Source organism: Sphingobacterium hungaricum, assembly GCF_015210005.1.
GTDB classification, from domain to species: Bacteria; Bacteroidota; Bacteroidia; order Sphingobacteriales; family Sphingobacteriaceae; genus Sphingobacterium; species Sphingobacterium hungaricum.
In genome coordinates this window covers 2836158-2851715 of record NZ_MU158698.1, presented here as the reverse complement: position 1 = coordinate 2851715, position 15558 = coordinate 2836158, and the positions used below count along the sequence as shown (strand labels likewise).

General features: G+C 37.0%; 17 protein-coding genes. 4 read left to right on the top strand and 13 right to left on the bottom strand.

The window, feature by feature from the left end; genetic code table 11:
* Positions 1-2 precede the first annotated feature (2 nt).
* Positions 3-884, top strand: a complete 882-nt coding sequence (ygiD, locus tag C4F49_RS15660; RefSeq protein WP_231388339.1) for a 4,5-DOPA-extradiol-dioxygenase — start codon at positions 3-5, stop codon at positions 882-884.
* A gap of 45 nt (positions 885-929) precedes the next feature.
* Here ygiD and C4F49_RS15655 read toward each other — a convergent pair whose 3' ends face one another.
* Positions 930-1313 (bottom strand): Rieske (2Fe-2S) protein, encoded by a 384-nt coding sequence (locus tag C4F49_RS15655; protein WP_196936774.1) that lies wholly within the window; start codon positions 1311-1313, stop codon positions 930-932.
* A gap of 29 nt (positions 1314-1342) precedes the next feature.
* On the opposite strand from C4F49_RS15655, the gene C4F49_RS15650 reads away from it, so the two are divergent.
* Positions 1343-2329 (top strand): helix-turn-helix transcriptional regulator, encoded by a 987-nt coding sequence (locus C4F49_RS15650; protein WP_196936773.1) that lies wholly within the window; start codon positions 1343-1345, stop codon positions 2327-2329.
* 31 nt (positions 2330-2360) lie between these two features.
* On the opposite strand, the gene C4F49_RS15645 is transcribed toward C4F49_RS15650, so the two are convergent.
* The 8 genes from C4F49_RS15645 to C4F49_RS15610 all read right to left on the bottom strand — a co-directional run bounded on the left by C4F49_RS15645 (position 2361) and on the right by C4F49_RS15610 (position 8908).
* The gene (locus C4F49_RS15645; protein WP_196936772.1) at positions 2361-2783 is read right to left on the bottom strand and encodes an SH3 domain-containing protein; all 423 of its coding nucleotides are present in this window, start codon (positions 2781-2783) and stop codon (positions 2361-2363) included.
* A 22-nt stretch (positions 2784-2805) separates the two neighbouring features.
* Positions 2806-3285 carry a BON domain-containing protein gene (locus C4F49_RS15640; RefSeq protein WP_196936771.1) on the bottom strand — a complete coding sequence of 160 codons (480 nt, stop codon included), beginning with the start codon at positions 3283-3285 and terminating at the stop codon, positions 2806-2808.
* A gap of 65 nt (positions 3286-3350) precedes the next feature.
* Positions 3351-3800: a GreA/GreB family elongation factor gene (locus C4F49_RS15635; protein ID WP_196936770.1), complete on the bottom strand. Its 450-nt coding sequence runs from the start codon at positions 3798-3800 to the stop codon at positions 3351-3353.
* 58 nt (positions 3801-3858) lie between these two features.
* On the bottom strand, positions 3859-4395 hold the full coding sequence (locus tag C4F49_RS15630) for a DUF1090 family protein (RefSeq protein WP_196936769.1): 537 nt from the start codon (positions 4393-4395) through the stop codon (positions 3859-3861).
* 49 nt (positions 4396-4444) lie between these two features.
* A complete protein-coding gene (locus C4F49_RS15625; protein ID WP_196936768.1) occupies positions 4445-5329 on the bottom strand; it encodes a bifunctional 5,10-methylenetetrahydrofolate dehydrogenase/5,10-methenyltetrahydrofolate cyclohydrolase in 885 nt (294 codons plus the stop codon).
* Positions 5330-5510: 181 nt separating this feature from the next.
* The gene (gene lepA / locus C4F49_RS15620; protein ID WP_196936767.1) at positions 5511-7301 is read right to left on the bottom strand and encodes a translation elongation factor 4; all 1791 of its coding nucleotides are present in this window, start codon (positions 7299-7301) and stop codon (positions 5511-5513) included.
* Between the two features lie 232 nt (positions 7302-7533).
* Positions 7534-8241 (bottom strand): hypothetical protein, encoded by a 708-nt coding sequence (locus tag C4F49_RS15615; RefSeq protein ID WP_196936766.1) that lies wholly within the window; start codon positions 8239-8241, stop codon positions 7534-7536.
* A gap of 10 nt (positions 8242-8251) precedes the next feature.
* Positions 8252-8908 carry an outer membrane beta-barrel protein gene (locus C4F49_RS15610; RefSeq protein WP_196936765.1) on the bottom strand — a complete coding sequence of 219 codons (657 nt, stop codon included), beginning with the start codon at positions 8906-8908 and terminating at the stop codon, positions 8252-8254.
* A gap of 144 nt (positions 8909-9052) precedes the next feature.
* On the opposite strand from C4F49_RS15610, the gene ychF reads away from it, so the two are divergent.
* Positions 9053-10153: a redox-regulated ATPase YchF gene (gene ychF, locus C4F49_RS15605; protein ID WP_196936764.1), complete on the top strand. Its 1101-nt coding sequence runs from the start codon at positions 9053-9055 to the stop codon at positions 10151-10153.
* 48 nt (positions 10154-10201) lie between these two features.
* Here the strand turns inward: ychF and C4F49_RS15600 are convergent, their stop codons facing one another.
* Positions 10202-10963, bottom strand: a complete 762-nt coding sequence (locus C4F49_RS15600) for a C40 family peptidase (RefSeq protein ID WP_196936763.1) — start codon at positions 10961-10963, stop codon at positions 10202-10204.
* A gap of 80 nt (positions 10964-11043) precedes the next feature.
* Between C4F49_RS15600 and C4F49_RS15595 the strand changes: the two genes are divergently transcribed.
* Positions 11044-11511, top strand: coding sequence for a universal stress protein (locus C4F49_RS15595; protein ID WP_231388338.1), 468 nt, complete (start codon positions 11044-11046; stop codon positions 11509-11511).
* Positions 11512-11513: 2 nt separating this feature from the next.
* Here the strand turns inward: C4F49_RS15595 and C4F49_RS15590 are convergent, their stop codons facing one another.
* Genes C4F49_RS15590 through guaA form a run of 3 tightly spaced genes read right to left on the bottom strand, consistent with a single transcriptional unit; the run spans position 11514 to position 15501 of the window.
* A complete protein-coding gene (locus C4F49_RS15590) occupies positions 11514-12689 on the bottom strand; it encodes an RsmB/NOP family class I SAM-dependent RNA methyltransferase (RefSeq protein WP_196936762.1) in 1176 nt (391 codons plus the stop codon).
* 6 nt (positions 12690-12695) lie between these two features.
* Positions 12696-13994 (bottom strand): ABC transporter substrate-binding protein, encoded by a 1299-nt coding sequence (locus C4F49_RS15585; RefSeq protein WP_231388337.1) that lies wholly within the window; start codon positions 13992-13994, stop codon positions 12696-12698.
* Positions 13951-15501, bottom strand: a complete 1551-nt coding sequence (gene guaA, locus C4F49_RS15580) for a glutamine-hydrolyzing GMP synthase (RefSeq protein WP_196936761.1) — start codon at positions 15499-15501, stop codon at positions 13951-13953. Before guaA ends, C4F49_RS15585 begins: the two co-directional genes overlap by 44 nt.
* Positions 15502-15558: the final 57 nt, after the last annotated feature.

Sequence of the window (15558 nt, the reverse complement as noted above, 5' to 3'; positions counted from 1 at the left end):
ACATGGAGAATTACACAATGAATAGCTTAACAACTAACAATGTTGCGCAATCGGCTTCTAAATTGCAAGAATTGAAAAAATTTTCGGACACGCTGGGATATTCGGATAAAATGCCCGTTTTATTTCTTGGTCATGGAAGCCCAATGAATGCGATTGAAGAAAATGAATTTGTTCAAGGTTTTCGAAAAATAGGTCGAGAAATTGAAAAACCTCGAGCCATCCTGGTCGTTTCTGCACATTGGGAAACGCAAGGAACGTTTGTCACTGCTATGAAAAATCCGTCAACAATCCATGATTTTGGAGGATTTCCTCAAGCATTATTTGACGTACAATACCCAGCTCCGGGAAGTCCAGAATTAGCATTGGAGACACAGGAATTGATTAAGAGCACAGATGTTCATTTGGATGACAAATGGGGATTAGACCATGGTTCATGGTCCGTTGTCCGCCATCTCTATCCAGATGCCGATGTTCCAGTCATTCAACTGAGCATTGATTATACCAAACCTGCATCTTATCATTATGCATTGAGCCGAGAACTTGCCGAGTTGCGCCGAAAAGGCGTTTTAATCATTGGAAGCGGCAATATTGTGCATAATCTTCGTTTGGTTTCTTGGAAACATCTAAACGCCGTAGGCTATGCGTACGACTGGGCTCTGGAAGCTGACACGAGAATGAAAGAATTTATGCGAAATGGAAATCATGAGGCATTGATTCATTTCGAAAAACAAGGATTGGCATTCCAGACTGCAATCCCAACGCCAGAACATTACATGCCCATGCTTTATGCGATTGCTTTGCAAGAGAAAAATGAAGAGTTGCAAATTTTCAATGACCAAGCTGTTGCTGGCGCACTAACAATGACATCCTTCAAAATTGGTTAAGACGCAAACGATGCTGTGTATTTTATTCAAATGAAATACACAGTATTACTTAAATAGATTCTTCCAAAATCCTTTCGCAAAGCCAATAAATACTTTGTCACCTATTTCCTTTAATGGGAAAATTTTTAAGAAATCGCCTTGCCCTTCATCTCCTTTTCCTGAATCTAAATCATATTTTCGACGATGATAACTGCATACAACTTTGTTTTTTTCGCACCATCCATTCGCCATTGGCGCAGAAGCATGCGGACACTTCGATGCAAAAGCGTGCCATTCTGTTGTAAATACAATACAAAACGATTTATTATTCACAGTTAGGGAATGAATCTTACCATCCTTTACAAGTTTATCAGGTGGAATTTCAATCCATTCTAAATTTTCGTCTTTCATCATTAGCGCAACAAATACATAATCCATAAATTTACGCATCTTAATTAATTTTAAAGTATTCGCAAATCATGGACATAACGAAAAGATTTAATCGAGTAATTGCTATTTACTTTCAATTACAAGCTAAACCGATTGTCAAAGCACAAGATTTAGCTGAGCGGTTCGACGTGTCTTTGCGTACCATTTATAGAGACCTGAAATCATTGGAACTTGCAGGGATTCCAATTGTCAGTGAACCAACTGTCGGATATTCCTTAGTGGACGGTTATAAAATTCCCCCAACCTTATTTTCAAAGGAAGAAGCACTAAGTTTTGTCGCAGCCGAAAAACTCGTTCAGAAATATTTTGACAAAGACTTAGGTAGTTATTTCAGTTCCGCTTTAAATAAAATGAAATCCATTCTTCGCTCATCGGATAAAGAAAATATCATGATTCTGGAAAGTGAGGTCTACATGAAACCGACGATTCCCGTTTTTAATCAAAAAGTTCCTTCAGCGTTGGCAATCTTATTTGAGAGCATTGCAGCGCAAAAAGTAATTAAAATAACATATCATTCATCAAACTCTGCATTTGCAGAAACTAGAATTGTAGAACCTGTCGGTGTATTTCATGAAAGCAATTTCTGGTATTTCATGGCTTTTTGTCATTTAAGAAAAGACTACAGACAATTCCGATTGGACAGGATAGAAAACATTGAAAAACTAGAAGATAAATACTCAAAAAAGCATAAAAACCTAGCTTACTATTTAAACAGAAAAGAAAAAAAAGTTACCACAACGATAAGAATTAAGGTGAGCAAAGAAGTCGCAAGGCATTTGATTTGGGAGCGTAATTTTTTCGGCTTTGTTTCTGAACAAGAATCTGGTGATGACATTTTGATGCATTTTGAGTCTTCCAACATTGACCATGATTTTTCACGCTGGTTTTTGATGTTTGCCGATACTGCAGAAATTTTAGAGCCTCAAGAATTAAAGACGAAAGTAAAATCCATGGCGCAAGCAATTATGAATCAAATGGATGCACAGCCAAAACAAGAAAGCTCTTTATCAAATTAAGATAAAGAGCTTTCCATGTTAATAAATTTAATTATTCAACGGGTTCCAAATATTGCGCATAGCAATATCCTTCTTCGCCATCTTCTGTACGAACTAACCACCACTGGTCATTCGCTCGGGAAATCAGATTGATAATTTCATCTTTAGCTGCCTTTCCGATAATAGGCTGGTCCGTTCCGGGCCCTTTTCGAATGTTCAAGTTCGAATTATTGGTAATTACTCTAACTTTACTTCCGGCAACAGCTGTGGAAACATCCACATTCATGACCACATCGCTTGATAGAAAATTTGGGTCAATCTGATTATAGATATCCCACAATTTATTCTTCACATCTGCAGATGGCGCAGTTCCGCGGATTTGTAAAACACCATCGATTTCTGCAATCTGTAAATCATCGATTCCAGCGGATTTTGCTTCCGCAATCAATGCTTGATATTTTGTTGTTAATGACATACTATTAAATTTAATTATCCAATTATTTGACTTGAAGACCTGTAAAATCTACTTTCTTAGGATTTAACGCATCTAGGCTCATTTTCAAGGTTTGAACACGTGCCTGTTCTACCTCACCGGTTACGGTAATAACGCCATCAGCGACTGTAGCCTTTACGTTTGGAAAATCTTTCGTAGCATCCACAACTTTCGCCGTTAAGTCAGCATCGTCTGTGTTGATTTCAATCGGAGCTACCGTTAAATTATTGACAATTGATTTTATCGCTTTGGGTTCAGCTGCTTTTGCCGCATTTTCTAGATTTCGTTTGTCCTCATCGGTTTGCACATCGCCTGTTAAAGTCACAACGCCGTCCTTTACATCCACCATAACTGTTGGATTAGGACTCATTGCTGTTTCCACTTTTGCTTTAATATCAGCATCAGAAACTTTTGATTTGCAGGACGTAACCAGTGCAAAACAAAAAACCAGCATTAGCAGGGGAATGAATTGTTTTAATTTCATAATCATATCATTTAAATTCGTTTATGTTAATGATTAAACGAAACATGACATTAATTGTTTGCACGCTAAAGAATTTCTTTTACAGAAAATTCTTTTTGGTTAAAGTTAACTTTATTGCCCTTTTTCTTTCCTAAGAACTCTTTGGCAAGCGGCGATTGTGGAGAAACCGCGTAATAGGTTGCATCATCTAACATGACTTTGCCGATACCCACAGCAATATAAAAGAAACCTTGGTCAGTTTCGATTAATGAGCCTAAGCCAATCAATTTATTTGGAGAACTTTCCAGGTTGGATAATACTGCATAATCTTCCTTTGCTAACGAAAGCTGATTTTCGAAGCGCGTTAAATCTTGCTGCAACATTTCTCTAGAAGTTTCATATTTATCGCCAGCGCTATTCTTCGTATCGCTGAATATGGCTTCCTGGGCAGACGCAATTCCAACTTCAATTTCTTGAATCCTCTTTTCTGTCAAATCAAGGCAGATTTGTTTTAACTTTTCTTTGATTGAATCCATATAATGAAAAATGCGCTATACAATATAGCGCATTAGCTTATCTTAATGATAAATAAAATTAATCTTTTAAATCCTTTTTAGCTTTATCTACTGTCTTGTCAATCGCTTCACCCGTTTTATTTGCCGCTCTTCCCGTTGCATCAACTGCATTGTCAATTGCTTTTCCAGTTTTATCCGCTGCTCTCTCTAGAGCTGAACCTGTTTTCTCTGCCGCTTTATCAACTGCTTCACCTGTTTTTTCGGCTGCATTTGTTACACCTGATTCAACCTTGTCAGCTGTGTGAATCGCTGAAGCTTTAGTCTTTTCCCAAAATGTATTTGCTTCGTCCAATGCCTTTTGCGCTTCAGTTTCTGCTTTTTTGTCGCCCTTACGAACCGCTTCGTCTAAATCAGCTTGTGCCTTTTTAACTTTAGCTTCCGCTTCGGCAATTTCAGCATTTGTCTGTACTTGAATTGCGTTTGTCGTTGAGTCTACAGTTGCTAAAGTATTATCTAGTTGCTCACCTGGAGTTTCTTCCGTTGTTTTTTTCTCATTGTTGCAAGAAGCAAATGTTAATCCTGCTGCCACTAATGCTAATAATGCAAAATTTCTCATGTTTTAATTATTTTAAGTTTAAGTTAGATTACAAATTTTAAGCCAAACATTACCTTGGGTACACTTCCGCTTTAGCCGCTTGCAAAGTATTTTTAAGCAGACCAACGATTGTCATTAACCCAACCCCACCGGGAACAGGTGTAATCCATGATGCTTTTTTCGAAACTTCCTCAAAATCAACATCTCCATACAACTTAAAACCTGATTTAGTTTCTGTTGAATCTTCTCTATTTATACCTACATCAATAACAATCGCTCCATCTTTGACCATATCTGCCGTAACGAAATTCTTTTTTCCTATTGCAGCAACAACAATATCCCCAGCTAAAACTTCCTCTTTCAAGTTTGCAGTTCGGCTGTGCGTTAATGTAACTGTGCAATTTCCAGGATTCGTATTTCTCGCTAATAAAATACTCATTGGGGAACCAACGATATTACTTCTTCCGACAACAACTGCTTTTTTACCGGAGGTATCAATTCCATAATGTTCCAGCATCAATAATATACCGTAAGGGGTGGCAGGAATAAAGCAAGGCAAATTGCGTTGCATTCTACCCAGATTAATTGGATGAAAACCATCAACATCTTTGCGATAATCGATTGCTTCAGTAATTTTTTCAGGATCAATATGTTTTGGTAATGGCAATTGAACTATCAAACCATCAATTGTTTCATCTTTATTGATTTCTTGAATCTTTGCAATCAGTGCATCTTCTGTAATATCACTTTCGTATCGAATATTTGTAGATTCGAAACCAACAAGCTCGCAGTTGCGCATTTTACTTGCAACATACGTTTCACTACCGCCATCATTTCCGACTAAAATAGCAACTAAATGTGGCCTTCTTCCAAATTCGGCAGTAAAAGCTGCTGCTTCTTCTTTAATATCTTGTTTAATCTTTGCAGAGACTTCTTTTCCGTCTAATAACTTCATTGTATAAAATAAGAGCTTGAGAATGTAGATTTGATATAAGTTTTAAAAATACAGAACTATTGGATAATAATCAAAATTCTGTTAAAGTATTCTTAATAAATAGTCTTTAAACTTAATAGATCGATATAAAATCGATCTATTCGTTAGTAATAAATAAAATTATTTCGTCTTGAATTTTAGATTAGTCCAATTTCAGGACCGCCATAAAAGCAGATTGTGGGATTTCCACATTACCTACTTGACGCATGCGCTTTTTACCTTTTTTCTGTTTTTCCAACAATTTACGTTTACGGGAAATATCACCTCCATAACATTTGGCTGTCACATCTTTACGTAAAGCGCTAATGGTTTCTCGGGCAATGATTTTTGCGCCGATAGATGCTTGGATACGAATTTCGAATTGTTGGCGAGGAAGTAATTCTTTTAACTTCTCACATATTTTTTTACCAAAATCATAAGCATTGCTTCTATGTATCAGTGAAGACAAAGCATCTACAGGTTCGTCATTTAAGCGGATATCCAATTTAACCAGATCCGATTGGCGGTAGCCAATCTGATGGTAATCAAATGACGCGTAACCCTTACTGATCGTTTTTAATTTATCATAAAAATCGAAGACAATCTCGCCCATTGGCATTTCAAAAACCAATTCAACGCGGTCTGAAGTCAAATATGACTGGTTGACAATCGCACCTCTTTTTTGGATACACAAGGACATTACAGGACCAACAAATTCAGATTTGGTAATAATGTTTGCTTTAATATATGGTTCTTCAATAAAATCCAGCTTGCTCGGATCCGGAAGATCTGACGGATTATGAACGATGATTTCTTCTCTATCTTTACTTAAAAAAGCCTTGTAGGATACGTTCGGAACCGTAGTAATTACGGTCATATTAAATTCGCGCTCCAATCGCTCTTGGATAATTTCCATATGGAGCATTCCTAAGAATCCACAACGGAAACCAAAGCCTAAAGCGGCAGAAGATTCTGGTTCGAATACCAATGAAGCATCATTTAACTGCAAGCGATGCATGGATTCTCTCAGTTCTTCATAATCTTCTGTATCAACAGGATAAATCCCAGCGAAAACCATTGGTTTTACTTCTTCAAATCCTTGAATAGCATTTGCGCAAGGACGGTCTTTATGCGTAATCGTATCCCCTACTTTTACTTCTCGGGCTTCTTTGATCCCAGAAATAATATAGCCAACGTCACCTGTCTTGATCACGTCTTTGGCTACCTGATTTAACTTTAAGGTACCAATTTCATCCGCGTTATATTCTTTTCCAGTAGCGACAAATTTTACCCGGTCACCTTTGCGAATCTGGCCGTTTTCTACTTTGAAATATGCCATAATTCCTCGGAACGAATTAAAAACCGAGTCAAAAATCAACGCTTGCAATGGGCCATCTGGATCACCAACCGGCGCTGGCACTCGTTCAATAATTGCTTTTAAAATATCTGGAATTCCCAAACCCGTTTTACCTGATGCTGGAATAATATCTTCGCGTTTGCCACCAATTAAGTCAACGATCTGATCTTTCACTTCTTCAGGCATTGCACCCGGAAGATCCATTTTATTTAGGATAGGGATAATTTCTAAATCGTGCTCAAGTGCTAAATAGAGATTGGAAATCGTCTGCGCCTGAATTCCTTGCGAAGCATCAACGATCAGCAATGCACCTTCACATGCCGCAATGGAACGCGAAACCTCATAAGAGAAATCCACGTGTCCTGGCGTATCGATTAAGTTTAAAATGTAATTTTCTCCTTCGTAGACATATTCCATCTGAATTGCATGGCTCTTGATCGTGATGCCACGTTCGCGTTCCAAATCCATATTATCTAACAATTGTGCTTGAGATTCTCGTTGGGTAACAGTTTTGGTAAATTCCAACAATCGATCTGCTAAAGTACTTTTGCCATGATCAATATGTGCTATAATACAAAAATTACGAATATGCTTCATAAAGGGATAAATTCAATCTATTAATTTGCAAAGATAGGTTATTTAGAGAAGATATTATTGGGAAATATTTTGGAATATGCCTCCGCTAAACTCTAATCGAATTCTCTTAAAATTTGAAATAGTATGCGGCAACACAAAACCTAAACTACCTTAATCGTGTGTTTAAAAAAAAATCCACCGCAAAAATTGCATACTATATCTAATAAGAAAAGAATGTTTTAAATACAACAAGCTAAAATATCAAACCAACTTTTAACCCAAACTGCATCAGATTAATTGTATACTCATCTGTTCTCATCCACATTGAAATGGGTTCATTTTGCAAATCGTCAATATTCAATTCGGTGATATCTGTTGCGCCTGCAGACTTGTATGTATTTCTAGTCCTGAGATATTCTAAATATGGGCCACCAAATACGTTCAATTTATTATTAATTCTCATCGAAGCACCTACATGCAAATTGGCAAAGCCCGTGTTATCTAATTTAGAACTGTTAGAATAGTTCATTGAATTAAGCGTGTATTCGTGTTCCCATTCTCCTAAGCTAAATAAGTATCCAATACTTGTAGAAGCGAATGGGCTAACTTTAGTGTCAGAAAATCGATATTGAGCTTGTAGAAATGCAGGAACAAACAAATACTGCGGATTCGGAGATTCCACATCCGTTCTATAATCATTCGAAAATTCCACGAAATGCTTTATTCCTGTTCCTAATCCGATAGAAAATTTTTCATCGAACTTTAGCGATCCAACATACTCAAAATTTAGATTTACAAAATTGATAGTCCCGTTTGGATTGTTTAATGAACCCGAATAAGAACCTTTTCCATAACTAGAACCAAAACTTACTTGATTAGTGTATGTCAATTTTTGTTGAGCAAAAGACATGGTTTGCACTGCCATCAATATAATGATAGCAAATAATACATGTAATTTCATTGCTGATTTTTTAGAATGAAAACCCGACTTTTAAACCAAATTGAAAAAGGTCAAGGTCATTATTGTATTCAGATGTAACATTATCATAAACAAAACTTTCATTTGTTCTTTGGTATTCCAAGTACGGACCAACCTGCAAAGCCATGTTACGCTTAAATCTAATGGAAGCGCCGCCAGATAAATTACCCATTACTCCCGACTCTAGCTTATATTTCACGTCATTGTAAGAATCCCCATCATCAAAAAAATCTTCGGAATTACTTCCAACGTTAAAATTGTAACCTAAGGATACGTTTAAATAAGGACTAACTTTGCGATCCATAAATCTAAAGCGTGCTTGAGCATACAATGGGATAAAGTAATTATTTAACGTCGTTGTATTATCAAAATAATCTTCAAAATTAATTAGTTGGCGAACTCCAGTTCCTACCCCCAACCCAACTTTGGGAGAAATATGCATCAAACCGACATAATCGAACTGTAACCCCATTAAATAAGTATCATCATCGTCGTCGTAAGAATCATCATAAAAAGCTACATCTGTATTCGAAGTTGCAACGCCGAACCCGAAACTTACGTTGTTAGAGAATCTAGGCTTAAAAGACGATTGCTGCGCATAAATTGTTGAACAGGCTAGCAACAAAATAATTGTAAGGATTTTTTTCATAATTTAAAATTTTATAATTTAAAACAAATATAAAAACTCGCAATGATTTTAAAAGAGTCAAAAAGACAAAACATAAAACTTTTTTACTGCCTACAGCCCTTAAATTTCATATCTTTGTGCTTTTCCAAAAAAGATTAAAACTCTATGGCTTTACAATGTGGTATTGTTGGTTTACCAAATGTGGGTAAATCTACCCTATTTAACTGTTTGTCGAATGCAAAAGCACAAGCGGCGAATTTTCCATTCTGTACAATTGAACCTAATATTGGTGTCATCACCGTTCCTGATGAACGATTGAATAAATTAGCTGAACTGGTTGTTCCTCAAAAAGTTGTTCCGAATACAATTGAAATTGTAGACATCGCAGGATTAGTTAAAGGCGCTTCAAAAGGCGAAGGTTTAGGAAATCAGTTTTTAGGAAACATCCGTGCTACCAATGCAATCATTCACGTGTTGCGTTGTTTTGATGACGGAAATGTAATCCATGTAGATGGTTCGGTTGACCCGATTCGTGATAAAGAAATTATTGATACAGAATTGCAGCTGAAGGATTTGGATACTGTTGTTAAGCGTATTCAGAAAGTCGAGAAAATGGCTAAAACTGGAGGCGATAAAGATGCTAAAAAGACTTTTGAAATTCTTTCAGTAGTCAAAGCTCATTTAGAGTCCGGAAAATCTGCGCGCACATCTCCAATTTCTGAAGAAGATTTTGAATTTATTGAAGATTTATCGTTGCTAACTATAAAACCTGTTCTTTACGTTTGTAATGTAGATGAAGGTTCTGTGGTTGATGGAAATGACTATGTGAACCGTGTTAAAGAAGCGGTGAAAGAAGAAAATGCGGAAGTGTTGATTATATCTGCACAAATCGAATCTGAAATTGCAGGTTTGGACAGTTACGAAGAGCGCCAATTATTCTTAGATGATTTAGGATTAACAGAATCAGGTGTACATAAATTGATTCGCGCAGCCTATTCGTTATTGGATTTGGCGACCTATTTTACGGCAGGTGTTCAAGAAGTTCGTGCTTGGACAATTGAAAAAGGTTTTACAGCTCCTCAAGCTGCAGGCGTCATTCACACGGATTTTGAAAAAGGTTTCATTCGTGCCGAGGTAATTAAATATGCTGACTTTGTAGAATTAGGTTCTGAAGCAGCAGTGAAAGAAGCTGGAAAATTATCCGTTGAAGGAAAGACATATGTTGTTGAAGATGGCGATATCATGCACTTCCGATTCAACGTTTAATTAACTATATTTTAAACAGAAATAGCTCCTTTTTGGAGCTATTTCTGTTTAAAAGTATCGCTTCATTATTCTGAATTTATGAGAATAATGTTTGTAGTCTTGGTTATAAATTCCTTCGCTGTCAAATTTGTCGATTCGCACTTTTGCAGAAGCGTGAAAGATAGTTTCAGAATCAATCATAATCCCGACATGCGTTATCCTTCCCTCTTCGTTATCAAAGAAAGCTAAATCACCAGCTTTCGCTTCTGAAACAAAATCAACAACAATTCCGCCTTCTGCTTGCTGCCAGGCATCTCGCGGAATAACAATTCCGAAATGCCGATATACAAGCTGAGACAGTCCAGAACAGTCAATGCCATAAGCAGAACGCCCTCCCCACAAGTAAGGTGCATTCAAATAATGCGCAATTAAATTGGGAAATTCAATGGCAAAATCATCTTGGCTAGGCGTACGTAATTCTCCATCTAACTTATAGGATTTCTCATTGATCAGGACTGAATCAGTTCCTGTAAGTTCAATGGGAGATCCATGAATTAAGTTGATCGAATTTTGATTTTCGACAGCACGAGCTTGATTTATACCAACAATTTTAACTTTCTTATTTGAATTGTTAGCAGAAATGGATTCGAATTGCCCATTCTGAAGCCAGCCTTCGTAGCCATTTTCCAGAATTTTAATATAGCTCCACTCCTTTTCTTGTTTCAAGACATCAAAAAGTTCACCGAATAAAAGCTGAGAAACCATCTCGCTCCTATGCGATTTATCGGCGCGAAGCGGAATTAATGAAAGCGTACAAATTGCTAAGTTCATAAAATAATATGCTTATATTTAAAACAAAACGACCCATACAGTCGTTTTATACATCAAATATACCTTAAAAAATAATTGTTATGAGCAACAGAAAATTTAATAGAATTCTTTTGGCAGTCGATGATACTCCTTGCTCACAAAAAGCAATCGAGTATGCGAAAGATCTAGTAGCAGAATTTAAATCTACTTTGGCCTTGATTACGGTTGTTCCACCAACATCGCCAGCAAGTTATGGAGCAGATCCTTTGTTAGGGCAGCAACCCATTATCATTCCCGAAGTTTCTGAAATCCAGCAACGTACTGCGCAAGATTATTTAGATACGATTGCAGCTGAATTTTTAGGGGCAGCAGAGGTGTTCACGTTCAATAAAATCGGTTCAGTTAGGGAAGAAATTTTAACAACGGCTCAAGAATGGACTGCTGATTTAATCATTATCGGAAGCAATGGGCGGACTGGTTTTGAACATTTTATTTCAGGTAGCGTTTCCGAATCGATCATAAGAAAATCAACCGTTCCAGTATTGGTCATTCCAGGAAAATGCGATTAAATTTATTTGATTAAACGAGCAATAAACATGCTGTCGGCGTGCTCTTCATATCCTTTTAATACTTTTGCATACTCTAGCTTTAAATGAAGTTCATTGGTTAAGTAGTCAACAATGTCTTCATTTTCTGCTTTAAAGATTGAACAGGTAATATAAATCAATGGTTTACCAGTTGCAAGATGCTTGACAGCATTTCCAGCAATCGATTTTTGAAGATTTGTGTAATAGCTAATATCTTTTCTGGTAAATTTTGAAACCATTTCCGGAGTTCTTCCCCAAGTTCCCGAACCCGAACATGGAGCGTCTAAAATAATTCCGTCAAATTTTTCGTCGTATAAAATGGATGAAGCATCTTTAGTCAGATCGATGATTTTTTTGCGATAAGGGGTTTTAATAGCTGCCTTGTCAAACCGCTCATCTAAATTGCGTAAAATACTTAACCGAACGTCAGAAACCAAAAGCTTGACCGTAGGAATGCCGTCCAAAAGCATCAAAGATTTTCCTCCTGATGCTGCGCAACAATCCCACCATGATTCATTTGGCTTTGCTCCAAAAGATTCAAAAGTTCGTTGTGATGACAAATCCTGAACTTCAAATTTACCTTCTAACCTTTTGAATTGTTGAAGGTTAAAGCCATTACTTAAAGAAATAGTTTGATTGGATATTTTCTTGTAGGCTATCGAATGTAAATCAAATTCTCTTAAAACTTCTTCTTCAAATCCTCTCCTTATCCGAATAAAGAGATCGGGTTGCGCAAACTGATTGACTATAAATTTTTCTTTTTCAATTGCGTCAGATGCCTCGTCAATTAAAGGAAAATTATCCGGCAAAACGGAAAGATTGATTTCTTCAAGAAAAGCCAATTTGTTCTCAATTGATTTATACTGATGAGCAACCCATTCAGGATAGTGAAACTTCACGAAATCACTTTCCTGTTCCACTAAAAATTCAGCAACGCATAGGCGGTCTTTGCGATTTAATTCAGGTAGAGCTTTTCCTAGACGGAAATAAGCATAGCATAAACGGGTATTCATTCTTCGATCGGAAGAGCCCATCTGTCTATTCTCTTTATAAAACTGAGTCAGATACCTAGAAAAAGGCATATCAAACCGATAATTAGAAATCGCATTTTCGAAATTTCTATAATATTGGAATAATTTTTTTTCGTTTAGAATATCCATTAATATTTAGCGCAGCTGAAATGAACCGTTTCTAAATTGCAAGAAAGAAACTGATTCATTGACATAGCCATAAACGTTGTTTTTCGAAAATTTGTAGGAGCTAAAAATACCGCTGTAATTTTCATCAACGACATGTGCGGCATAGTCATCTCCATATTTCGCGATTAGCTTTCCGAAATATCGAGCAGCATCATATCCTTTATACGAATGATCCGAAGGACTGACGCCGTATGTCGAGCGATATAACTCATCCAACGCTCTGACCGGTGAAGAACTTTTTTTCAAAATCGATTCCGAACTAATAACAGGAGAATAATTCGCGAAATTCTGATTAGCAGAAAAATCAAATTTAGACCAAAGCGGATGACCAAACAACTTGAATGTATTCAATCCTTCAGACGATTTGGAATCTAAATTATTCAGCAACGCATTAATCTGAAATTTATTTGTTGTGCCTGTAACGATAATATTTGTACCTGCAATAACAAGTTTTTCATTTAATTGCTCAATCGTACTTACGGTAATAATATTCGCATTGACGTCAAGACGTTTGATTTCTGATTGCATCCCATTGATAAACTGGCGGTTGTCGGCATCAGAAGTGTTGTAAATAATAACGACATCTCCAGGTTCGTACGCTTTCGCGACCTGTCCTGCAATGGCACGTGTGTGCGATCGTATTGACGGAGTCAACGAAACCAGGTTTGGTAAATTAAATTCGGAAGGCATCGAAGCTGCCAGTGGATTTACCTGCAGAATGTTTTTGTCCGTTAAGTTCGATCCAAATGTTTTTATTTCAGTTGGATAAACAGGCCCGATAATTATTGATGCATTTTGAACATCTTCAGACCTTGCTAAAGTTTGATTCTGAGAAACGTTGTCTCGAGAATCTAAGATATTTAACGTAAAATTTGTTCCAGATTTTGCTAATTCATCCAACCCTAACTGAAATCCTTGGTAGAAATCAAGAGCTAAAGAAGAACGTTTTATATCATCAGCACCCAAAGAATCAGTGCCAACTTTGTCCAATTGAAAGGGCAAAACTAAAGCAATCTGATTTTCGTAATTCTTTTTCCCAACGACCTTAACTTCTTCAGGAGTAACTTCAGTCACCGTTTTAGATGGAGAATCCCCATCCTTTACTTGCCCTGCGGTTCCAGCCCGAGGATCAGGCGAACGAAGTACACCTTTTTTCGGCGCACAAGAAGCGATTACAAAAAGAAAAATAAACGCGAAAAACGAAAATTTTACTATTTGTATTTTATTCCCACTCAATCGTTGCTGGCGGTTTTGAACTAATATCATACACAACTCTGTTAATTCCTTTGACATGATTAATAATTTCGTTTGAAATTTTAGCTAATAAATCATAAGGTAGATGAATCCAATCTGCGGTCATTCCATCCAAAGAACCAACGGCTCTCAATGCAACAACGTGCTCGTAGGTACGCTCATCGCCCATTACTCCTACCGACTGCACCGGAAGGAAAATCGTTCCAGCTTGCCATACTTTATCGTACCAACCTGACTCTTTCAAGTTACGAATATAAATATCATCAGCCTCTTGCAAAATCCGTACCTTATCTTCTGTAATGTCGCCTAAAATACGAATTGCTAAACCCGGTCCAGGAAAAGGATGTCTTCCTAAAATCTTAGGATCCACATCTAACGTTTTTCCAACACGACGAACTTCATCCTTAAACAAAGTCTTCAAAGGCTCGACAACTTTCAATTTCATGAAATCTGGCAAACCACCAACATTATGATGTGATTTGATCGTTGCTGAAGGACCTTTTACAGAAATAGATTCAATGATGTCTGGATAAATTGTTCCTTGACCCAACCATTTCACTTCAACGCCTTCAGGCAACTGACTCTGAACTTCTTTAGACGCTTCATCGAACACGTCGATGAATGAAGCACCGATTATTTTCCGCTTTTGCTCTGGTTCAGAAACACCATTTAAACGAGAATAGAAAAGCTCTTTAGCATTGATTCCTTTGATATTCAATCCCATGTTTTTGTATGAATCCAACACTTGTTCGTATTCATCTTTTCTCAATAAACCGTGGTCAACAAAGATACAGTGGAGATTTTTTCCGATAGCTTCATGCAACAAAACTGCAGCAACGGTTGAATCTACTCCTCCGGACAAAGCCATAATTACATGATCATTGCCCAACTGAGATTTAAGTTCTGCAATTGTGCTTTCGGCAAATGCATCCGACGTCCAATCTTGAACACACTCACAGATATCGACGACAAAGTTTTTCAATAAAATTTGCCCATCTGTGCTGTGGGTCACTTCGGGATGGAATTGAATTCCGTATGTATTCGTGCCTTTTATTTGGAAAGCTGCTACGCGTACTTTATCCGTGCTCGCAATAATTTCGAAATTTTCAGGAACTTCTTTAATCGTATCTCCATGTGACATCCACACTTGAGAATGTAATGGAATGTCTTTTAATAACCTATTTTCATGCAATACAAACTGCAAGTTTGCACGGCCGTATTCTCTGATTTCGGAAGGCAAAACCTCTCCGCCTAACTGCTGCGCTAGGTATTGGGCACCATAACAAACAGCTAAAACAGGGTAACTAGTTAAAATTTTATCGTAATCAATTTGTGGCGCATCCGCTTGACGTACTGAAAAAGGACTTCCGGAAAAAATAACTCCTTTAACGGAATCATCAAATTCAGGAATATTATTAAAAGGATGAATTTCACAATAAACATTTAATTCTCGAACACGTCTCGCTATTAATTGGGTGTATTGGGAACCAAAATCAAGAATGATAATTTTTTCTAACATAGCGCAAAGTTACATAATCGAGGTGGATTTTTTTTAGGAATTTTTATGTTGAAATTA